Annotated in this window: 19 protein-coding genes; 10 read left to right on the top strand and 9 right to left on the bottom strand. The window is 71.4% G+C overall.

The window, feature by feature from the left end:
* The first annotated feature begins 183 nt into the window (after positions 1-183).
* The 3 genes from LPW41_RS01705 to LPW41_RS01695 are packed head-to-tail and all read left to right on the top strand — an operon-like array spanning position 184 to position 3,334.
* Entirely contained in the window at positions 184-789 is a 606-nt protein-coding gene (locus LPW41_RS01705) for a TetR/AcrR family transcriptional regulator (RefSeq protein WP_230703949.1), read from the top strand.
* A complete protein-coding gene (locus LPW41_RS01700) occupies positions 786-1,400 on the top strand; it encodes a hypothetical protein (RefSeq protein ID WP_144830797.1) in 615 nt (204 codons plus the stop codon). The genes LPW41_RS01705 and LPW41_RS01700 overlap by 4 nt, the downstream gene beginning before the upstream one ends.
* The gene (locus tag LPW41_RS01695) at positions 1,397-3,334 is read left to right on the top strand and encodes a YhgE/Pip domain-containing protein (protein ID WP_230703948.1); all 1,938 of its coding nucleotides are present in this window, start codon (positions 1,397-1,399) and stop codon (positions 3,332-3,334) included. Before LPW41_RS01700 ends, LPW41_RS01695 begins: the two co-directional genes overlap by 4 nt.
* A gap of 220 nt (positions 3,335-3,554) precedes the next feature.
* Here the strand turns inward: LPW41_RS01695 and LPW41_RS01690 are convergent, their stop codons facing one another.
* Positions 3,555-5,009, bottom strand: coding sequence for a cell wall metabolism sensor histidine kinase WalK (locus LPW41_RS01690; RefSeq protein ID WP_154096989.1), 1,455 nt, complete (start codon positions 5,007-5,009; stop codon positions 3,555-3,557).
* A complete protein-coding gene (locus tag LPW41_RS01685) occupies positions 5,006-5,740 on the bottom strand; it encodes a response regulator transcription factor (protein ID WP_144831977.1) in 735 nt (244 codons plus the stop codon). The genes LPW41_RS01690 and LPW41_RS01685 overlap by 4 nt, the downstream gene beginning before the upstream one ends.
* A gap of 122 nt (positions 5,741-5,862) precedes the next feature.
* On the opposite strand from LPW41_RS01685, the gene LPW41_RS01680 reads away from it, so the two are divergent.
* The 3 genes from LPW41_RS01680 (at position 5,863) to LPW41_RS01670 (ending at position 8,857) form a co-directional block, all read left to right on the top strand.
* Complete coding sequence (locus tag LPW41_RS01680; protein ID WP_230703947.1) at positions 5,863-7,320, top strand: ABC transporter permease; 1,458 nt, start codon at positions 5,863-5,865, stop codon at positions 7,318-7,320.
* 32 nt (positions 7,321-7,352) lie between these two features.
* Complete coding sequence (locus LPW41_RS01675; protein ID WP_230703946.1) at positions 7,353-8,060, top strand: ABC transporter ATP-binding protein; 708 nt, start codon at positions 7,353-7,355, stop codon at positions 8,058-8,060.
* A gap of 254 nt (positions 8,061-8,314) precedes the next feature.
* The gene (locus LPW41_RS01670) at positions 8,315-8,857 is read left to right on the top strand and encodes an SRPBCC family protein (RefSeq protein ID WP_230703945.1); all 543 of its coding nucleotides are present in this window, start codon (positions 8,315-8,317) and stop codon (positions 8,855-8,857) included.
* 7 nt (positions 8,858-8,864) lie between these two features.
* Here the strand turns inward: LPW41_RS01670 and mnhG are convergent, their stop codons facing one another.
* From mnhG to LPW41_RS01635, 7 genes are all read right to left on the bottom strand, one after another.
* Positions 8,865-9,245: a monovalent cation/H(+) antiporter subunit G gene (gene mnhG / locus LPW41_RS01665; RefSeq protein ID WP_144830812.1), complete on the bottom strand. Its 381-nt coding sequence runs from the start codon at positions 9,243-9,245 to the stop codon at positions 8,865-8,867.
* On the bottom strand, positions 9,242-9,508 hold the full coding sequence (locus LPW41_RS01660; protein WP_144830815.1) for a monovalent cation/H+ antiporter complex subunit F: 267 nt from the start codon (positions 9,506-9,508) through the stop codon (positions 9,242-9,244). Before LPW41_RS01660 ends, mnhG begins: the two co-directional genes overlap by 4 nt.
* Entirely contained in the window at positions 9,505-10,119 is a 615-nt protein-coding gene (locus tag LPW41_RS01655) for a Na+/H+ antiporter subunit E (RefSeq protein ID WP_144830818.1), read from the bottom strand. Before LPW41_RS01655 ends, LPW41_RS01660 begins: the two co-directional genes overlap by 4 nt.
* Positions 10,119-11,672 (bottom strand): Na+/H+ antiporter subunit D, encoded by a 1,554-nt coding sequence (locus tag LPW41_RS01650; RefSeq protein ID WP_144830820.1) that lies wholly within the window; start codon positions 11,670-11,672, stop codon positions 10,119-10,121. Before LPW41_RS01650 ends, LPW41_RS01655 begins: the two co-directional genes overlap by 1 nt.
* Complete coding sequence (locus tag LPW41_RS01645; protein WP_144830823.1) at positions 11,669-12,298, bottom strand: sodium:proton antiporter; 630 nt, start codon at positions 12,296-12,298, stop codon at positions 11,669-11,671. The genes LPW41_RS01650 and LPW41_RS01645 overlap by 4 nt, the downstream gene beginning before the upstream one ends.
* Entirely contained in the window at positions 12,295-15,222 is a 2,928-nt protein-coding gene (locus LPW41_RS01640; RefSeq protein WP_230703944.1) for a Na+/H+ antiporter subunit A, read from the bottom strand. The genes LPW41_RS01645 and LPW41_RS01640 overlap by 4 nt, the downstream gene beginning before the upstream one ends.
* Before the next feature lie 96 nt (positions 15,223-15,318).
* Positions 15,319-16,368: a LacI family DNA-binding transcriptional regulator gene (locus LPW41_RS01635; RefSeq protein WP_144830829.1), complete on the bottom strand. Its 1,050-nt coding sequence runs from the start codon at positions 16,366-16,368 to the stop codon at positions 15,319-15,321.
* A gap of 58 nt (positions 16,369-16,426) precedes the next feature.
* Between LPW41_RS01635 and LPW41_RS01630 the strand changes: the two genes are divergently transcribed.
* The 4 genes from LPW41_RS01630 to LPW41_RS01615 are packed head-to-tail and all read left to right on the top strand — an operon-like array spanning position 16,427 to position 20,290.
* Entirely contained in the window at positions 16,427-17,668 is a 1,242-nt protein-coding gene (locus tag LPW41_RS01630) for a sugar MFS transporter (protein WP_144830832.1), read from the top strand.
* Positions 17,669-17,677: 9 nt separating this feature from the next.
* Complete coding sequence (nucS, locus tag LPW41_RS01625; RefSeq protein WP_144783567.1) at positions 17,678-18,376, top strand: endonuclease NucS; 699 nt, start codon at positions 17,678-17,680, stop codon at positions 18,374-18,376.
* Positions 18,377-18,423: 47 nt separating this feature from the next.
* Positions 18,424-19,110, top strand: a complete 687-nt coding sequence (locus LPW41_RS01620) for an HAD hydrolase-like protein (protein WP_144830835.1) — start codon at positions 18,424-18,426, stop codon at positions 19,108-19,110.
* Positions 19,103-20,290 (top strand): hypothetical protein, encoded by a 1,188-nt coding sequence (locus LPW41_RS01615; protein ID WP_230703943.1) that lies wholly within the window; start codon positions 19,103-19,105, stop codon positions 20,288-20,290. The genes LPW41_RS01620 and LPW41_RS01615 overlap by 8 nt, the downstream gene beginning before the upstream one ends.
* Positions 20,291-20,306 lie beyond the last annotated feature (16 nt).

The raw sequence follows: 20,306 nt of genomic DNA, 5'->3' as shown, positions 1-20,306 counted from the left end.
CGAGCACCGAGGTCCCTGAGCCTGTCGAAGGGACCGGGCCCCACTGCAGCCGCCCGGTGACTTCGACTAGCTCATCCACCTCCGCCCGATCCCCCACCATCCGCCCGGGGGCTTCGACAAGCTCAGCCACTTCCGCGGATAAGTTGCACACCCGCGTGCACTTTCGGCGTACACTGGTCATCCGTGAGCACCCCCACCCGCCGTGACGCCGTCGAGAACCGCGCCGGCATCCTCAGCGCCGCCACCGCGGCCATCGGCCACGACCCGCGCGCCTCGATCGACACGATCGCCCGCCGCGCCGGCCTCTCGCGCCGCGCCCTCTACGGCCACTTCGACGACCGCAACGCGATCGTGCGCGAGGTCATCGCCGCAGGAGCCGCCCGCTTCAACGCCATCGCCGACGAGATCGACGACGCCGACTCCCGCGTCGCGCTCGCCCGCCTGGCATCCGAGCTCTGGCGCGAAGCCGCCCACGTGCAGGCCGCCGCCGCCCTCGCGCTCGACGACGCGCACCTCGCCGAGACCTCCGCCGCACTCGCCCCGCTCCGCCGTCGCATCGTCGCGATCGTGCGCCGCGGGCAGGACGCCGGCGAACTGCGCACGGATCTTCCCGCGCCCACCCTCGCGCGCCTGCTCGAAGAGACCGGCCGCATGGTCGTCGCCCGGGTGGACGCCGGCTCCTCGACGGCCCGCTCGATCGCGGTGTGCGCCGTGCTCGGCATCGCCGGGCTCTCGTGGACCGAAGCGCGCGCTCTGCTGGAGCAGCACCCCGATATGGAGGCGCAGTGAGAATCGTCCTGACCGCCGTGGCGAAGGGCCGCGCGCAGAGCGTGCTGCCCGAGACCACCACCGCCTTCGAGACCGGCTCGGCCACGCTCGTCGTCGCCGAGACCGAGCAGCGCCCCACGGTGCTGGGCCTCGTGGCATCCGGCCGCATGAAGATCGACAGCGGCTCCGTCACGATCGACGGACGAGCGGATGCCGGCGCCCTCCGCCGCCGCGTCGCCCTGGTCGACGCCCCCATCGTGTCGGAGCCCGAGGCGAACGTCACCGTCACCGGCGTCGTCGCCGAGGAGCTGATGTTCGCGGGGCACGCGCCCACCCCCTTCGCCGCGGCGCGGTGGCTCGAGGGCATCGGCCTCGACGCGATCGCGGGTCTTCCGATCGGCAACGTCGAGCCCGCGGCCCGTGTGCGCCTGCTGCTCGAGCTCGCCGCGCTCCGCACCGACGTCGAAGGGTTCGTACTGGTCGCCCCCGACCGCCACGGCGGCGAGCCGCTGGACTGGTGGCGCATCGCACAGGAGTTCGCCGAGCGCGGGTACGCCGTGCTCGTGGTGGCCGGGCACGCCTCGCGCACAGCGATCGACGCCCTCGACGAGACCGCGGAGGCCGCGCGATGAAGATCCCCCAGATGATCACGGCCGAACTGCGACGGCTCACCTCCACCCGCATGTCGGTCATCGCGCTCATCGCGCTGTTGGCCGTGCCCATCCTCTACGGCGGGCTCTACCTGTGGGCCAACCAGGACCCGTACGGCAATCTCTCGAGCGTGCCGGTCGCCCTCGTGGTGAACGACCAGGGCGCACAGGTCAACGGAGCCGAGCGCAACCTCGGCGACGAAGCGGCCGACCAGCTGCTCGACAGCGACACCTTCGAATGGCATCGCGTCTCGACCGAGCAGGCCGACCAGGGCCTGCAGCGCGGCGACTTCGACTTCGTGGTGACGCTCCCCTCCGACTTCACCGATGCCGTCGCCTCGCTCTCGAGCGACAGCCCGCGCCAGGCCGACATCGAGCTGCGCACCAACGACGCCAACAATTACCTCGCGTCGACGATCGGCACCCAGGCCGTGGCGCGCATTCAGGCCTCCGTCGCGCAGAAGGTCGTCGACGAGGCCGGCCTCACCCTGCTCGACGCTCTGCACACCATCCGCGTGCAGCTCGTCGACGCCACGACCGGCGCGACGCAACTGGTCGACGGTCTCGGCACCGCGAAGAACGGATCATCGCAGCTCGTGAGCGGCTCGACGCAGCTCGCCGACGGATCCGCCCAGCTCGCCGACGGAACCGCACAGTTGTCGGCCGGCGCCGCCCAGCTGAAGGACGGCACCGCGCAGCTGCGCGACGGATCCGCCCGCGTCGCCGACGGCGCCCAGCAGGTCGCCGGCGGTGTGGACCGCATCGACGCCGCCGCCCGCCAGGTCGGCTCGATCGCGGGCGACGCCGCGGCCCAGCTTCCGCAGGCGCGCTCCGACATCGCGAAGGCCCTGACCGACGCCGGGCTCGACAAGGCCCGCGTCAACGAGATCCTCTCGCGCCTCGACCCCGTCGGCGACCGCCTGCAGAGCGCCAACACGCGGGTGCAGGACACCGTCGCGCAGATCAACCAGCTCGACGACGGCGCGCGCCAGGTGGCATCCGGAAGCGCCACCGTGGCCGCCGGAGCCGCCAGCGCCGCCGACGGGGCCTCGGCTCTCGCCGATGGCGCGGCGTCCGCGGCATCCGGAGCCTCTCAGCTGCGCGACGGATCCGCCCAGCTTCGCGACGGCGCGACCCAGCTCGACGACGGCATCGGACAGCTCTCCACCGGAGCCACGCAGTTGCGCGACGGGCTCGCCGCCGGTGTCGACCAGATCCCCGACTCCGACGACGCGACGCGCCAAGCGCAGGCCGCAGCGATCTCCGACCCGGTCGCGGTCGGCACGAGCTCGGTCACCAAGGCGCAGAACTACGGCGCCGGTCTGGCGCCGTTCTTCGCGGCCCTGGCCGGCTGGATCGGCATCTACGCGCTATTCCTCATCGTCAAGCCGGTGTCGAAGCGCGCGATCACCGCTCTGCGCTCCCCCATCCGCGTGACGCTCGCGGGCTGGCTCACGCCCGCGGGCCTCGGGGCCCTGCAGATGGTCGGCCTGTTCACCGTGCTCGCAATCGCGCTGCAGTTCTCGTTCGCGAATCCGTGGGCGGCCCTCGGCATCCTGCTGTTCGCCTCGGCGACGTACGCGGCGATCGTGCTCGCGCTGAACGTGTGGCTCGGTTCGGTCGGTCAGTTCCTCGGACTCGTGCTCATGGTGCTGCAGCTCGTCACGGCCGGCGGCACGTTCCCCTGGCAGACGCTGCCCGCGCCCCTCGCGGCGCTGCACCACGTGCTGCCGATGGGGTACGTGGTGGATGCCATGCGGCAGGTCATGTACGGCGGAGACCTCACGCGGGTCGGCCCCGACCTGCTGGTGCTGGGCGCGTGGATGGTCGGCGGCGTGCTGCTGGCGGCGATCGGCGTGACGCGCATGACACATCACCGCACGCTGCGCGACCTGCAGCCGAGCCTGATCGGCTGAGGCGCGGGGCGGGACCTCGTGCACCGAGGTCCCTGAGCCCACCGAGGTCCCTGAGCCCACCGAGGTCCCTGAGCCCACCGAGGTCCCTGAGCCTGTCGAAGGGACCGGCCCCGCGTGGTCCCGGTGGCTTCGACAGGCTCAGCCACCTGTCCCCCGCCCCGCGCGGCACCCCGGTGGCTTCGACAAGCTCAGCCACCTCGCCTCCCGCGCCCGGCCCGCCTCACGCGGGCAGACGCACCTCGAACACCGTCCGACCAGGCACGCTGTCGACCGTGATCGACCCGCCATGGGCGGTCACAATCGCCTGCGCGATCGAGAGGCCGAGGCCCGTGCTGCCCTCGTCGCGATTGCGTGCGTCGTCGGCGCGGGCGAAGCGGTCGAACAGGCGCTCCGCGACGGCGGGGTCGATCCCGGGTCCGGTGTCAGTCACGCTCAGCACCGCGTCGGCGCCGTCGCGAGCGAGTGACAGGGTCACCCGCGTGCCGGCCGGGGTATGCGTCTGGGCGTTGCGCAGCAGGTTCGCCACCACCTGCCGCAGGCGGTTCTCGTCACCGGTCACCTCGATGAGGTCCTCGCTCACGTCGAGCCGCCACTCGTGCGTCGTCGCCGACGCCTGCGCATCGCTCACGGCGTCGACGGCGAGCAGTGTCAGCTCGACCTCGTCGCGGCGCAGGGGCTGTCCGGCATCCAATCGCGCCAACAGCAGCAGATCGTCGACGAGCGAGGCCATGCGCTGCGCCTCCGACTCGATCCGGTCGAACGACCGCGCCTGGGTCGGCGTCATCGGCGCGTCCTCACCGAGGGAGAGCTGGGCGTACCCGCGGATGCTGGCCAGGGGCGTGCGCAGTTCGTGACTGGCATCCGCGATGAAGCGGCGCAGCTGCTCCTCGCTGTACTGGCGTGCGTCGAGCGAGCGCTGCACGTGCGCGAGCAGGTCGTTCAGCGACGCCCCCACCCGGCCCACCTCGGTGGCGGGGTCGGTGTCGGGCGGTTCGACGCGGTCGGCGATGTCGACGCTTCCCGCGTCGAGCGAAAGCGTCGAGACCCGCTGGGCGACATCGGCAACCCGCTCGAGGGGCCGCAGGCTGCGACGCACGAAGAGCGACAGGCCCAGGATCGCGGCGACGAGCACGACGGCCCCGACCGCCGCGAGGATCACCGTCAACGCCGAGGTGGTCGCGCTGACGTCGGCCTCGGACTCCCCGGCGAACACCGTCGTGCCGTCGCGTTGCGCTCCCGCGACGCGAAAGGTGCCGAGGTCGCCGCCGAGATCGACGCTCGAGGGCTGCCGGTCGGTCGCGATCGCGGTGGTCAGACGGGCGACCTGATCGTCGGTGAGGGCGACCTCGGTGCCGTCCGATCGCGTGTAGCCCGACCGCTCGACGGTGCCGTCGGCGGCGACGACGGCCTGCAGTGACCCGATGCGCGGCGCGGGTCCGCCCGACCCGCCCGCGGGCGGCCGCGATCCCGCGTCGAACCGCGACGAGCCCGCCACGAACGACAGGCTCTCGCGCACCTGCTGGTCGAGTCGGTCGAAAGCGAACGAGCGTAGTGCCACGATCGTGGCGACGCTCATGATGACGAAGGCGAGCGCGACGAGCACGCTCGTGCCGACGACGAGCGTGCGCCGCAGCGTCCACCGGCGCGGGCGCGCGGTGCGGGGCGCGACGGTCATGAGGCTTTGATCGTGTAGCCGACGCCGCGAACCGTGTGGATCAGCGGGTCGCCGAGGGTGTCGATCTTCTTGCGCAGGTACGAGATGTAGATCTCGACGACGCTTCCGTCGCCGCCGAAGTCGTAGCTCCACACCTCGTCGAGAATTTGCGCCTTGCTGAGCACCCGGCGCGGGTTCTGCATCAGGTAGCGCAGCAGCTCGAACTCCCGCGCGGTGAGTTTGATCGGGATGCCGCCGCGCTCGACCTCGTACGCGTCTTCGTCGAGGCTCAGATCGCCCACGCGCAGCCGCGGGTCGGCGTCGGCGACGGCCGCCACGTGCCGGCGGGCCATGCCGCGGAGGCGCACGACCACCTCTTCGAGGTTGAAGGGCTTCGTGACGTAGTCGTCGGCGCCGGCCGAGATGCCCGCGATCCGGTCCTCCACGGCATCCTTCGCCGTGAGGAACAGCACGGGGGCGTCGTTGCCGGCGGCTCGCACGCGTGCGAGCAGACCCATTCCGTCGAGCCCCGGCATCATGACGTCGAGCACCATCAGGTCGGGCTCGAAGTCGCGGATGACGTTCAACGCCTCCTGACCGCTCGCTGCCGTGCGGGTGTCCCAGCCCTCGTTCTGCAGCGCCATGCGCAGCAGCTCGCTGAGGTTCGCCTCGTCGTCGACGACGAGCGCGCGGATCGGCGAGCCGTCGGGGCGGGCGAGGGGGGCAGGGCGGGAGGTCACGGATGCCAGCATGCACGCTCCCGCGACGCGGTGCCACCGCGTCATACGTCCTTCATAGAAACCGTGAGGGGGCGGTGAGGGTCGCGTTCCTACTTTCGCTCCGACGGCCGCACCCCGCGTCCGGAAGGAGACCCATGTACGGCACGTACCTCCGGCGCGAACTCGCCGGCCGCACCAAGCAGACCGTGATCGTCGCGGTCGGACTCGCGATCGCCATCGCGCTCGTCATCGTCGTGAACGCCCTCTCGGCGGGAGTGCGCGACGCGCAGACGCAGGCGCTGTCGTCGGTCTACGGCGTGGGCACCGATCTCACCGTCACCGGTGCGCAGACGCAACCGGGCGAGGGTGGCGGAGCCCGCTTCGACTTCGGCGCTCAAGACGGCACCACCACCGACGGCACGACGACCCTCGACCAGTCACGTCTCGTCGCCGAGCGCCAGCGCGCGCCCCTCGACGCCCCGACCGTGACCTCCGTCGCCGACATCGACGGCGTCTCGGCGGCGACCGGTGCCCTGTCGCTGACCAACATGACCTTCTCGGGCGAGATCCCGCAGCGCGGCACCGAGACGGGAACGACAGGATCCGCCCCGACCGACGGCGGCGGGCAACCCCCGGCAGACGGACAGGGCGGCGGCAGCTTCGGCGTCGACTCGTTCAGCGTGCTCGGCGTCGACCCCGCGGCATCCGTCGGGCCCTTGTCGGCGGTCACCGTGAGCGAGGGCCGCGCCCTGACCGGCGACGACGTGGGCAGCGACGTCGCGGTCGTCGATGCGACCTACGCGGCGAGCGCGGGCCTCGCCGTCGGTGACACCGTCGAGGTCGCCGGCACCGCCGTGCAGGTCGTCGGGATCGTCGCCTCGGCCTCGGCCGACGCCGACACCGCCGCGAACGTCTACCTCCCCCTCGACATCGCCCAGTCGCTCGCGGGCGTGGGCGACGTGGTGTCGACCGTGTACGTGCAGGCGGAGTCGTCGGATGCCATCGACGCGGTGCAGAGCCGGATCGCGGCCGCACTCCCCGAGGCCACCGTCAGCTCGGAGTCCCAGCTCGCCTCCACCGTCTCGGGCTCGCTCTCGAGCGCGTCGTCGATGATCTCGAACCTGGGTACGTGGCTCTCTCTGGTCGTGCTGCTGGTCGCGCTGGCGCTGGCCGTGCTCTTCACCATCTCGGGCGTCGCGCGTCGCACCCGCGAGTTCGGCACGCTGAAGGCCATCGGATGGTCGAACGCCCGGATCGTGCGCCAGGTCGCGGGCGAGTCGCTCGCGCAGGGCCTGCTCGGCGGGGTCGCGGGTCTGATCCTCGGGCTCGGCGGCATCCTGCTGGTGAACGTGATCTCGCCGACCCTCTCGGTCGCCGCGAGCACGACGAGCGGGCCGGGCCGCGGCGCGGGAGGCCCGGGCGGCGGGGCCGGCGGCGGATTCGGACAGGCGGCGGCGCAGGCCACCGAGGTCGTGCTGAACGCCCCGATCACCCCCGCGGTCGTGCTCGCCGCGGTCGGCATCGCGGTGCTCGGCGGCGTGCTCGCGGGAGCGTTCGGCGGGTGGCGAGCCGCTCGCCTCAGCCCTGCCGCAGCCCTGCGTTCGGTCGCGTGAGCGGCATCCACCCCCTTCGAAGGAGACAGACCATGAGCCTCACCGTTCCCACCCGCACCGCCACCGCCTACCGCCTCGAGGGCGTCACGCGCACCTACCGTCAGCGCGAGCGCACCGTTCAGGCCCTCGCGGGGGTCGACCTCGAGATCGACGCCGGAAACTTCGTCACGATCCAGGGGCCGACCGGCGGCGGCAAGTCGACCCTGCTGCAGATGCTCGGCGCGCTCGACCGTCCCTCGAGCGGCGCCGTCGTGCTCGGCGAGATCGACATCGCCCGCGCCTCGAACACGCAGCTCTCCCGTCTGCGTGCCGAGGAGATCGGCTTCGTGTTCCAGGGGTTCAACCTCATTCCCACCCTCACCGCGGCCGAGAACGTCGACATGGGCCTCGAACCGCTCGGACTCGACCGGGCAGAACGCCGGCGCCGGGTGACCGAGGCCCTGACGCGGGTGGGTCTCGCCGATCGGGCCGACCACCGCCCCGGCGAGCTCTCGGGCGGGCAGCAGCAGCGCGTCGCGATCGCCCGCGCCACCGCCAAGCAGCCCCGGGTGCTGCTCGCCGACGAACCGACCGGCAACCTCGACGAGGCGATGCGCGACGAGATCCTCGACGTGCTCGAGGCGCTGAACGCGGAGGGGCTGACCCTGATCGTGGTCACCCACGACTCGGCCGTGGCCCGCCGCGCCCGCCGGCGTCTGCGCCTCGACAGGGGTGTCGTGACCGATATCACACGCGCCTGATCAGACCGACCCGGGGCTCCGCCTCCCCCCTGCGCGGGGCCCCGGGTCTTCCCCGTCCTGCCCCGGTCCGGCCGCTTCGACAGGCTCAGCGACCTCTCCCCCCTGGTCCCTGAGCCTTACCCGAGGCCCCTGAGCCTCACCCGAGGTCCCTGAGCCTGTCGAAGGGACCGGCCCCCACCCGCCCCCCGGTCAAGGGGTTCGCCGCGTTCGACGCCCGCCCCCTACAGTCGAACCACGCCGACCGGAGGGATGCCATGGCCGCCCGCAACACCCGCCTCATGCGCTGCACGCCCGACGACCTGTTCGCCGTGCTCTCCGACGGCTGGCTCTATCCCGTCTGGGTGGTGGGGGCGGCGCGCATGCGCGACGTCGACGAGGAGTGGCCCCAGGAGGGGTCGCAGATCCACCACTCCCTGGGGGTCTGGCCCGTGATGATCCACGACGAGACCGAGATCGTCGAGTGGGATCCGCCGCGCCGGATACGTTTGCGGCCCGAGGCCGGCATCCTGGGGCGTGGCGTGATCCGCATCGACGCCCGCCCGCACGAGTTCGGCACCGCCGTCACGATCGTCGAGGAGCCGGTGTCGGGAGCGGCCGCGGTCCTCCCCTCGCTGCTGTGGAAGCCGTTGCTCATCGCCCGCAATCACGAGTGCCTGAACCGGTTGGCCTTCCTCGCCGAGGGGCGGCGCGAAGAGCGCGAGGCGTGTGAGCTCGATCACCGCACGACGACGCCCGACCCGGTCGAGGGCACACCGTCGCCGGGCGCGCAGCGCGACGTGCAGCAGGCCGACGTCTGAGCGGTCGTCAGCTCTCGGGACGCGACTGGGCTCCGGTCGACCCCGGCTGCTCGGTCCGGTGCTGCAGCTCGTCGACGTAGAGGTTCTTCTCGTCGGTGGTGCGGTTGCGGTAGGCCGCGCGGCCGACCATGTGCGCGGCGAGAGGCGCGGTCGCGAACTGGATGAGGATGATCGGGATGCCGAAGGCCACCGCTTCCCACGTGCGCTGCGACAGCGCGATGGCGACCACGATCAGCAGCACGCCGAGCACCTGGGGCTTCGTCGCGGCGTGCAGGCGCGAGGGGACGTCGGGCCAGCGCAGCAGGCCGATGGTCGCGGTCAGGCAGAGCAGCGCGCCGATCAGCACGAGGATGAGCGCGACCGTGTCGAGGACGGACTCGATGGTCATCGCGGGTTCTCCTTCCGCGCCACGAAGCGGGCGACGGCGATGGATCCGAACACGCCGATCGCGGCGATGACGAGCATCGCCGGGAGCGACCGGGTGTGGTGGTTGATCACCATGTCGGCACCCAGGATGCAGAGCACCTCGGTCAGCAGCACGTCGGCGGCGACCGCGCGGTCGAGGATGGACGGGCCGATCACCAGGCGGATGAGCGCCAGCACGGCCGCGACCGCGAAGACGATGAGGATGACCACCACGAGTGCGTTCACGTCAGGGTCCTCCCGTCGCGCGGCGTCTCGACGCCGTGACGGGCGTCGGCCTCGGATTCGGCGATCTTCGCGCGCAGCTCCTGCATCTCTTCCTTCGAGCCGACGGCTCGCGTGATGCGGGCCTCCCACCCGAGCACGACACGGCGCTGGTGCTCGAGGTCGTTCTCGTCGCGCACGCCGATCGTGTGCAGGAAGAGCGTGCGGTTCTCGCGATCGACGTCGACGATCAACGACCCGGGGATGAGCGAGGCGGTGACCGCGGTGTGGGCCATGATCACGTCGTCGTCGACGCGCAGCGGCACGGCGATGATCGCCGCCCCGGGCGGACGCCGGAAGTCGAGCACCTGCCAGGCGACGATGAGCGACCCCTTCACGACCGCTCCGATGAAGGTGAGCACGAAGATCAGGCCGTACCAGAGGTTGATCCGGCCGGAGAGCTCGACCGGGGGCAGGCGGTAGACGCGCGTGACGAAGACCGCCATGACGAGCCCGGTGATGAGGGCGAGCCAGGTGAACTGCCCCCACAGCAGCATCCAGAGCGCGACGAGCCACACCAGCAGCGGCAACTGGTGCAGAAAGAGCGACATCTGCGCGCGACGCGTCGGGCTCATCATTCGCCCTCCGCATCCTGCAGCTGAACGAGGGTGACCCCGCTGTAGATCCGCTCACCCGCGCGGAGGCAGGCATCGAGAAGGGGCCCGGCGAACACCGTCAGCGAGATCGTCACGATCACCATGCCCGCCGTCGCCATGGTCATGATCTTCGGGATCGTGCGCCGCTCGGTCGAGATGGCGGCCGCGGGGGCGTTGCCGAGGTACGCGATGCGCTCCGTCGTCTCGGCGGAGTCGTCGTCTTCGCGCCAGAACGAGAGGTTCCAGGCCCGCATGAGGGCGTAGAGCGTGAGGATCGAGGTGACGATGCCGCCGACGATGAGCACCATCATCACGGGCGTCCCGACTTGGGCTGCGGCGTCGAAGAGGGCGTACTTGCCGATGAACCCCGAGAACGGCGGCAGACCGCCCAGGTTGATCGCCGGAATGAAGTAGAGCACGGCGAGCAACGGCGCCGCGCGCATCAGGCCCTTCACCTTGAGGATCGAGGTGCTGCCCGCGCGGCGCTCGATGAGCCCCACGGCGAGGAAGAGGGTCGTCTGCACGATGATGTGGTGGACGATGTAGTAGATCGTCGCGCCCACCGCGAGCGGGGTGTTGATCGCCAGGCCGAAGATCATGTAGCCGATGTGGCTCACGAGCGTGAACGACAGGATGCGCTTGAGCTCTGCCTGCGCGACGGCACCCAGGATGCCGACGATCATCGTCGCGAGCGCCACCATCATCAGCAGGAAGTTGATGTCGTTGTCGACGAAGAGCTGGGTCTCGGTGCGGATGATCGCGTAGACGCCGACCTTCGTCAGCAAGCCCGCGAAGACCGCCGTGACGGGCGCGGGCGCCGTCGGATACGAGTCCGGCAACCAGAACGACAGCGGGAACACCGCCGCCTTGATCGCGAAGGCGAGCAGCAGCATCAGGTGCAGGATCGTCTGCGTGTCCTGCGGCAACAGCGCCATGCGCTCGCTGATCTGCACCATGTTGACCGTGCCGAGGGCGCCGTAGACCATGGCGATCGCCGCGAGGAACAGGATCGACGACACCAGCGACACCACGATGTAGACGACGCCGGTGCGGATGCGCGACTCGGTGCCGCCGAGGGTGATCAGCACGTACGAGGCGACCAGCAGGATCTCGAAGCCCACGTAGAGGTTGAACAGGTCGCCGGCGATGAACGCGTTGAAGATGCCCGCGCCCAGGATCAGATACGCCGGGTAGAAGATCGAGACCGGGGTGTCCTCGTCGTTGTCGGCCGCGCCCTGACCGATCGAGAACAGCAGCACCGCGAGCAGCACGATGCTCGTCACCACCACGAGCAGCGCCGCGAGCACGTCGACGTAGAGCACGATGCCGAGCGGGATCTGCCACGCGGCGATCGCGACGGCGATCGGTCCGTTCGTGTCGACCGCGACCAGCAGGATCGCGCCCAGGATGAGCACCGCGGTGAGCGAGGCCACCGAGACCACGATCTGCGTCCTCTTGCGGCGGCCGAAGATGAGGTTGATCGCGGCGCCGATGAGGGGGATGCCGACGAGCAGGGGCACGAGGGCGCTCATGAGCGATCACCGTCCTGGGGGTCGCGGGGGGCGTCGCTCTCGTCGACCTCGACCGTTTCATCGCCCTCTCGGGCGAGCGGCTCGGTCGGACGGCCCGCTCGATCGCGGCGCACGGCGACGCGGTCGACGGGGGCGTCGTCGACGAGCTGGGAGAGGTCGCCCTGGTGCAGCACGCGGATGGGCGAGGCGACGTCGCCGACGAAGTCGGTGGTGACGTCGTCGTCGTCGGACCGCGACTCTTCGTCCATCGCGTCTTCCGGCTCGTTCGCGACGCGCGTGCGCAGCGCGATGTCGTCGGCGTCGTCGACGAGGGTGTCGGCCTGGCCGAGCTGCCACGAGCGGTAGATCAGCGCGAGCAGGAACGCGGAGATGGCGAACGTGATGACGATCGCCGTGAGCATGAGGGCCTGAGGGAGCGCGTCGGACATGTCCGCGGCATCCGTCTCACCGTCGTAGAAGGGAGCGAGGGCCGGGCGGCCCATGACGATCAGCAGCAGCAGGTTGGCGGCGTTGCCCAGCAGCAGGAAGCCGATCAGCACGCGGGTGAGGCTGCGCTCGAGCATGGCGTAGACGCCGCACGCGAAGAGCACGGCCATGACGATGACGAGGACGAGGGAGATGCTCACGGCGTCTTCACCTCCGCGTCCTCGGGGAGCTGCGACTGGCGGTCGACCTCGGCGCCGAGGCTGCGGAGCACGTCGAGCACCAGGCCGATCACGACGAGGTAGACCCCGACGTCGAAGATCGTGCTGGTGACGAACTCCCAGTGACCGATGAGGGGCAGCTCGCCCTCGAAGGTGAAGCTCTGCAGGGGCGCGAACCCGAAGAACATCGGCACCATGGCGCACAACACCGCGATCGCCATGCCCGCCCCGAGCAGACGGCCGGCGTCGGTCGGTGCGGCGGCGCCCAGCTCCCAGCGGCCGCCCGCGATGTAGCGCATGACGAGGCCGAGACCGGCGACCAGGCCGCCCGCGAATCCACCGCCGGGCAGGTTGTGGCCGGCGAACAGGAGGTAGAGCGACACGACCATCACCGAGTGGAAGAGCACCCGGATGATGATCTCGAGAAGGATCGACCGGTTCTCGGGCTGCACCTTCGCGCCCGACACCAGCCAGGCGCGCGGGGCGTCGGTCTCACCCACGCGCTGCGCGCGTACGCCGCTGTCGGTCTCGACCAGGGGGCGACGCCGGCCGAGGCCCACGCGCGCGCGAGCGGTGCCCGAGCGGCGCGCGAGGTTGTCACTGCGGTCGGTGATGAAGACGAGGGATGCCACGCCCGTGGCCGCCAGGACGAGCACCGACAGCTCGCCCATCGTGTCCCAGCCGCGCAGGTCGACAAGCGCGACGTTCACCACGTTGCGACCGTGGCCGATCGCGTAGGCGAGGGGCGGCCACTCGAGCGAGATGGGGGCGTCCTGGCGGGCACCGGTGGCCACGATCGCCACCAGGGCCATCGTGAGACCGACACCCGCGCCGAGCACGGCCCGGGCGAGCGGGGCCACGGAGGCGTTCTGCTCGCCCATGCGCGCCGGCAGTCGTCGCAGCACGAGGGCGAACACCACGAGGGTGACCGTCTCGACCAGGATCTGCGTGAGCGCCAGGTCGGGGGCCCCGCTGGTGGCGAAGAGCACGACGAGACCGAGGCCGGTGACCGAGACGAGAGCGACGCCGGTGTAGCGCTTGCGGGCGCGCACCGCCAGGATTCCTGCCGCGATCATCAGGGGGGCGGCGATCAGCTGCGTCGGGGTGTGCCAGGCGTCGAGCTGCGCACGCCATTCCGCAGAGGCGAAGAGGGCCGTGCCCTCGGCGACGACCAGCACGATGAAGATCGTGCCGACGTAGAAGGGCAGCGAGCCGCGCTGGAAGCGGGCGGTGACCCACTCGGAGGTGAAGTCCACGCCGCGCAGTGTGGCGTTGTAGACGTCGTTCGCGGTGAACGGCAGCACGCGGGGGCGCTTGTGCAGCTGCGTCTTGCGCACCAGCCAGAAGATCCCGGCGCCGAGGGCCAGCGTGCCGAGGGAGATGAACAGCGCCGGCTCGAGACCGTGCCAGAGCGCGAGGTGGTACGGGTATTCGGGAGCCTCGACCCCCGCCGTCGCCTCGGGCAGACCGTCGGCATAGGGCGCAAGCCAGTGGTCGACGATCGGCGCGAGGAAGCCGAGGGTGAGCGAGGCCGCCGCGAGCAGCACGGGAGCCGACAGGAAGCCGATGGGCGGGTCGGGCCAGTCGGTGGTCTCGACATCGCGCTTGGTCCAGTAGGCACCCCAGAGGAAGCGGATGCCGTACGCCGCCGTGAGCGCGGAGCCCAGCACCACGCCGAAGAGCGCGACGAGACCCCACGGAGCACCGGCCTCGGCCTCGTGCAGCAGGGGCGTCAGCGCCGTCTCTTTCGCGACGAACCCGAGGGTGGGGATGACGCCCGCCATCGAGAAGATCGCGATGAACGATGCCGTCGCCATGACCGGCGCCTGTCGGCCGAGGCCCGAGAGCTGGCCGATGTCACGGGTGTTGAGCTGGCGGTCGATCACGCCGACGACGAGGAAGAGGCACGACTTGAACAGGGCGTGACTCAGCAGCAGGGCGACCCCGGCCAGGGCGGCGTCGCGAGTGCCGTAGCCGAGCATCACGGTGAGGAAGCCGAGCTGGCTCACCGTGCCGAAGGCGAGGATGCGCTTGAGGTCGCGCTCGCGCAGAGCCTGGAACCCGCCCAGCAGCATCGTGAAGACGCCGAGGGCGATGAGCGTGGGGCGCCAGAACGGCGTCTCGGCGAACCCGGGGGCGAGGCGCGCGATGAGGTAGATGCCCGCCTTCACCATCGCGGCCGCGTGCAGATACGCGCTGACCGGAGTGGGGGCCGCCATGGCACCGGGGAGCCAGAAGTGGAAGGGGAAGATCGCCGACTTGCTCAGCGCGCCGATGAGCAGCAGCAGCACGGCGATGTCGACGACGGTTCCCACCGGCGGGTCGGCGAGGATCGCCGACAGGCTCGAGGTGCCCGCCTGCACGACCATGAGCACGACGCCGATCAGCATGACCAGCCCGCCCAGGGTCGTCACCAGCAGGGCCTGCAGGGCGGCGCGGCGACTCGAGGCACGACCGTGGTAGTACCCGATGAGCAGGTACGACAGCACGCTCGTGACTTCCCACAGCATGACGAGCACCACGATGTCATCGGTGAGCACGAGCCCGTACATGGCACCGGCGAAGCCCAGCAGCACGGCGGAGAACTGCCCGACGCCCGCGGTCTTGCCCCGGAAGTACCAGCGGCAGTAGAGCATCACCAGGGCACCGACACCCGTCACGACGAGCGTGAGGAGCCATCCGAGCACGTCCATGCGCATCGACAGCGACACGTTGATCGCCGGGATCCAGCGGTATTCCTCGAACGGAATGTCACCACCGAAAACAGAAGGAGCGGCGACGATGGCGTGGGCGAACGCCAGAGCGGGGAGAGCGGCGGCGACGTAGAACGCGCGAGCGCCGATGCGCGAGACGAGCCACGGCAGGAGCAGGGGGACGGCCGCGAAGGCGCCGAGGAAGATCAGCATGGTCGGGCCTCCTCGGGTTCGACGGGCGGGTGCCCGGGCTCTCGGGGTGTCGGACCTATTCTATGCGGCGCATGAGACTTTCCGCGCCGCCGGCGATCATCTGGTAGGCGGCGGGGCGGTCGTCGTGCCCTCGCGGAACGTGCACGATAGGGCGAGTCCCGAGGGCTCGGCGTCTTCGAGCATCGCTGCGACCGCCTCCCCGGCGGCCCGACCTTTCGCGGTCGCGGGCTGCACGAGGGTCGTGAGCACGTGCGGCGCGAGACCGTCGACCACGACGCCGTCGAAGCCGGTGACGCTGACGTCGTGCGGCACCCGCAACCCGGCCTCCTCGGCCGCCCGGATGACGCCGGCGGCCAGCAGGTCGCTCTGCGCGATGACGGCGGTCGGTCGTCGGGCGGGATCGGCGAAGATCGTGCGCCCCGCGATCGCCCCCTCGTCGATCGAGCTGGTCGCCGCGGCGAGCGCCGGGGCGTCGGGGAAGACCTGCCGCGCTCCCGCCAGGCGGTCGGCGGTGACGTCGACGCGCACCTCGGCGCCGTCGGCGATCCACCCGCGTCGGCGGGCGGTGTCGGTGGGGAGGGTGACGATCACGACGTCGCGGTGGCCGAGGGCGGAGACGTGCAGAGCCGCTTCGCGCTGGGCCTCGGCGTTGTCGAGCAGAACCTGGGGGATCCCCTCGCCCGCATCTCCCTCGACGACCACGACCGGGATGCCTCGGCCTCGGACGATCTCGAGCGAGTCGCGCATGCGCGGGCTGCAGCCGATCAGCACGGCGGCGTCGATGGGCGCGGTGTGCAGCGACGGCTCGCTCACCGTGACCCCGTCGTCGCGCAGCAGCAGGAGGGCCGCTCCGAGGCGCGAGACCCCGTCGGCGAGCCCGTCCATCATGTGCGTGGTGACCGGGTCGAGGAACGCAGTGCCGAGGTGCTGGTCGAAGACCACGCCGACGATCCCGGAGCGCCCGCGTCGCAGCGAGGCCGCTCGCGGGTCGGGGCCGGTGTATCCGAGCGACTCGGCGGCGGCGATCACGCGGGCCCTCGTCGCCTCGGAGGTGGGGGTCTTCCCGCTGAACACGACGGACGCCGTCGATGCGGAGACTCCCGCCTCGCGGGCGACATCGCTGATCGTCGCGCGTCTGGTGCTCACCGCCCGATCGTAACCTGCGCGATCCCGCGGCGCCGAATCGATTCGATAGGGTTCTCCCATGCACTCGACGCTCACCCGGTCCCAGCTCGTCCGCTGGCACATCGCGATCTGCGCCATCTTCCTCGCGAGCGGGTTGAGCATCTCGACCTGGGCTTCGCGGGTGCCGGCCATCCGAGAATCCCTCGGCATCGAGAACTCCGGCGTCGGGCTGCTGCTGCTGGGGATGGGAGTGGCATCCATCATCGGCCTGTCGATCGCTCCGGCCGTCATGGCCCGCATCGGCGCCCGCAGCGGCATGCTCGTGGCCCTGCTCCTCGTCGGCGTCGGCCTGATGATCATCGGCTTCGGCGCCGACTCCCTCCAGCTCTTCGGCGTCGCCCTGGTGGGCCTGGCGTTGTTCGGCTTCGGCAACGGCGCCGTCGACGTGATGATGAACGTCGAGGGCGCAGCTCTCGAGAAGGCCACCGGCCGCACGATCATGCCGCTGCTGCACGCCTTCTTCAGCTTCGGCACCGTCATCGGCGCCGGTCTCGGCTTCGTCGCGGTGAGCCTCGGCATCCCCGTCATCGCGCACAGCGTGGCGATGGGCGTGGTGATCATCGTCGTCGCGTTCGTCGCGGTGGCCAACGTGCCGCGCGCTGAAGTCGCGATGGACGCCCCGGCCGACGAGGAGCGCGCGCACTGGCGCGAGCGCCTCGCGGTGTCGCTGCAAGCCTGGCGCGAGCCGCGCACCTACACGCTCGGCGTGATCATGCTGGGCATGGCCTTCGCCGAGGGCAGCGCGAACGACTGGCTGCCGTCCGCGGTGGTCTACGGCCACGGTGCTCCTGAGGAGGCCGGCCCGGCAGTGCTCGCGGTGTTCTCCGTGGCGATGACGGTCGGCCGCATCGCGGGCGGTCCCGTCGTCGACCGCCTCGGTCGCGTGCTCGTGCTGCGGGTGCTCGCCGGCACCGCCGCCGCGGGACTGCTGCTGTTCATCCTGGCGCCCTACGGACCCCTCGTCTTCATCGGTGCGGCACTGTGGGGCCTCGGCGCCTCGCTCGGCTTCCCGATCGGCATGTCGGCGGCCGCCGACGACCCCGCCAAGGCCGCATCGCGCGTTGCCGCCGCCGCCACGATCGGGTACGTCGCGTTCCTGTGCGGCCCTCCGATCCTCGGCTGGATCGGCGACCACATCGGCCTGCTCAACACACTGCTCATCGTCGTCGGCCTGATCGTGGCATCCGGTCTCTTCTCCGGCGCCGCGAAGCCGCTCGTCGTCGCCGAGAAGGCGGAGGCCGAGCCCGCGCGACGCGATTAGGCTCGTCGGGTGCGTCTCGTCATCGCCCGTTGCTCCGTCGACTACACCGGCCGCCTCAACGCGCATCTCCCCCTCGCCACCCGGCTGCTCGTGCACAAGAACGACGGCAGCCTGCTGGTGCACTCCGACGGCGGCTCGTACAAGCCGCTCAACTGGATGAGCCCGCCGTGCAGCCTGACCCTCGAGCAGCCCGACGAGGTCGACGTCGAAGACGGGGTGATCGAGCGCTGGCGCGTCCTGCACGCCAAAACCGGTGACGCCCTGCTCGTGCGCATCCACGAGATCATCCACGACACCGCCCACGAGCTGGGTGTCGATCCCGGGCTCATCAAGGACGGTGTCGAGGCCGACCTGCAGCGGCTCCTGGCCGAGCAGGTGTCGGTCGTGGGCGAGAACCTCACGCTCGTCCGCCGGGAGTACCCGACCGCGATCGGCCCCGTCGACCTGCTGCTGCGCAACGACGACGGCACGGGCACCGTCGCGATCGAGGTCAAGCGCCGCGGCGACATCGACGGCGTCGAGCAGCTCACCCGCTACCTCGAGCTGCTCAACCGCGACCCGCTCCTGGCTCCGGTGACCGGGGTGTTCGCGGCTCAGGAGATCAAGCCGCAAGCGCGCGTGCTCGCCACCGATCGCGGCATCCGGTGCCTCACCCTCGACTACGACGAGATGAAGGGTGTGCAGTCGGGCGCCCCGCGTCTGTTCTGACCGCGCCGCATCGAGCCGGGCGGATGCCGCGCCGGTAGCGTGGACGCATGTCTGCACGCTCTCCCTTCTCCTGCGTCCTGTGGGACGTCGACGGCACGCTCGTCGACGCTTCGGAGGGCATCCTCCGCCGATTGACCACCACGCTCGATCACTTCGGTCGCACGCCGCCGACGCGCGGCGAGCTGTCGAAGTGGATCGGTCCGCCCATGCGGGAGTCGTTCCAGGTCAACACCGGCATGACCCTTGAGCAGGCGGATGAGGCCGTGGTGTTCTACCGCGCGCTCAACAAGAGCGAGGGCTACACGGGCAGCGCCCAGCTGTATCCCGGTGTCGCCGAGCTCGTGCACGACGTGCATGCGGCGGGGGTTCCGCAGTCGACGGCGAGCTCGAAACCCGAGGTGCAGGTGGTCGCCCTGATGGACCACTTCGGCCTCGCCCCCGACCTCGAGGCCATGGTGGGTGCGAGTCTCGACGAGCGCGCCTTGAGCGCCAAGTCCGACATCGTGCGCGAGGCGTTGCGCCGCCTCGAGGCCGCCGGTGCCGACATCTCGCGTCCCGTGCTCATCGGCGATCGGCATCACGACGTCGAGGGCGGGGCGGATGCCGGGGTGCCGGTCATCTTCGTGCGGTGGGGCTTCAGCTGGCCCCACGAGGCCGACGGTGCTCAGGCGGCCGTCGACGACGTCGACCAGCTGCGCGCCCTGCTCCTCGTCGACGACGACGCCGGTGTCTGACATCGACGGGGCGGTGCCCGCGCTCGTCGCGCTGATCCTCGCGGCCGTGGCCGTGGCGATCGTCGTCTTCGTCGTGCGGACGATCCGTGGGTCGGCGAAGACCCGCGCGGCGGCCGATGCGGCGGTCGCCGAGGCCGCCGACGCCTTGCTGCGTCTCGATGACGCCGTCGTCGAACTCGACGCGGCCTTCGAGGCGGCGGATGCCGATGACTCCGGCGATGCGCCCACCGAACTGCGCCGCGCGCGTACGTCGGCGCACCGCGCCCGTGACCGCGGTTTCGTCGACGTCTCGGATCTCGACGATGCGTCCCTGATCCCCGCGACGCGGCGCGATCTCGCCCGTCGCACCCGGACCGGTCTCGAGGGACAGCTCGCCCGCACGTCCGACACGCGCGCGCGGCTCGCGGAGTGGGTCCGCGCACACCGTTCGACCGACCGGTTGGCGGCGGCGGCGCGCGAGCGTCGCGAAGCGGTCGTGGCGGCGGCGGGCGACCCCGAACCGCTGCTCGATGCGCTCCGGCACCGCTTCGATCGCTCCGACTGGGCCGAGGCCGAGGCGTCGGCCGCGGCGGCATCGGCAGCGCTTTCCGAGGCGGACGAGGCCCTCTCCGCAGCGCCCGACGACGAGGCGCTACTACGCGCGGCGCGGGAGATCCGCCGGGCGGCGCGTCACCTGCGGGCGGTCGAAGACGCCCATCGCATCGCCTTCCAGGCTGCCGAGAACGCCGAGGCCGAGCTGGCCGCGGCGCGCGCGGAGCTCGACGACGCCGTGCAGATCGCCACGACCCGCGGCGGGCAGTGCGCGCCCGATGCGCTCGATCGCCTCCGTGCGGCGCGGCAAGACCTCGAGCGCGCGGCCGCCGAGGCTGGTGGCCGGCCGCGCGAGGCGATCGTCGCCGTCGCTCGCGCGCGCGAACTGCGCGATGAGATGATCGGCGACGCGGTCAGCCCGCGTCTGCGGCTCGAGGCGGCGCGTGCCGCCCTGCCGGGCACCCTCGCGTGCGCGCGGGCCGCCCTGGCTCAGGCCGACACCCGCGACGAGGTGCGTCCGATCGCCGATCGTCTGCGGCTCGAACGCGCGCGCCGCGAGCTCGCCGCCTCGCGCGCGGCCACCGATGCGGGTCGGGCTCTGGCCGACGCTCGAGCCGCCTGGCATGCGGTCCCGCCCCCGCAGAACTGATCCCCGACCGCCGCTC

It is taken from the genome of Microbacterium sp. JC 701, assembly GCF_021026215.1.
GTDB classification, from domain to species: domain Bacteria; phylum Actinomycetota; class Actinomycetes; order Actinomycetales; family Microbacteriaceae; genus Microbacterium; species Microbacterium algihabitans.
The sequence above is the reverse complement of the archived record's forward strand: the minus strand, read 5'-3'. Positions and strand labels throughout refer to the sequence as shown.

Bases quoted from the DNA above. Each gene is read 5' to 3' on its own strand.
- LPW41_RS01695 (WP_230703948.1), top strand. From the start codon at position 1,397: ATGAAGATCCCCCAGATGATCACGGCCGAACTGCGACGGCTCACCTCC.
- LPW41_RS01690 (WP_154096989.1), bottom strand. From the start codon at position 5,009: ATGACCGTCGCGCCCCGCACCGCGCGCCCGCGCCGGTGGACGCTGCGG.
- LPW41_RS01685 (WP_144831977.1), bottom strand. From the start codon at position 5,740: ATGCTGGCATCCGTGACCTCCCGCCCTGCCCCCCTCGCCCGCCCCGAC.
- LPW41_RS01680 (WP_230703947.1), top strand. From the start codon at position 5,863: ATGTACGGCACGTACCTCCGGCGCGAACTCGCCGGCCGCACCAAGCAG.
- LPW41_RS01675 (WP_230703946.1), top strand. From the start codon at position 7,353: ATGAGCCTCACCGTTCCCACCCGCACCGCCACCGCCTACCGCCTCGAG.
- LPW41_RS01670 (WP_230703945.1), top strand. From the start codon at position 8,315: ATGGCCGCCCGCAACACCCGCCTCATGCGCTGCACGCCCGACGACCTG.
- mnhG (WP_144830812.1), bottom strand. From the start codon at position 9,245: ATGACCATCGAGTCCGTCCTCGACACGGTCGCGCTCATCCTCGTGCTG.
- LPW41_RS01655 (WP_144830818.1), bottom strand. From the start codon at position 10,119: ATGAGCCCGACGCGTCGCGCGCAGATGTCGCTCTTTCTGCACCAGTTG.
- LPW41_RS01650 (WP_144830820.1), bottom strand. From the start codon at position 11,672: ATGAGCGCCCTCGTGCCCCTGCTCGTCGGCATCCCCCTCATCGGCGCC.
- LPW41_RS01640 (WP_230703944.1), bottom strand. From the start codon at position 15,222: ATGCTGATCTTCCTCGGCGCCTTCGCGGCCGTCCCCCTGCTCCTGCCG.
- LPW41_RS01630 (WP_144830832.1), top strand. From the start codon at position 16,427: ATGCACTCGACGCTCACCCGGTCCCAGCTCGTCCGCTGGCACATCGCG.
- LPW41_RS01620 (WP_144830835.1), top strand. From the start codon at position 18,424: ATGTCTGCACGCTCTCCCTTCTCCTGCGTCCTGTGGGACGTCGACGGC.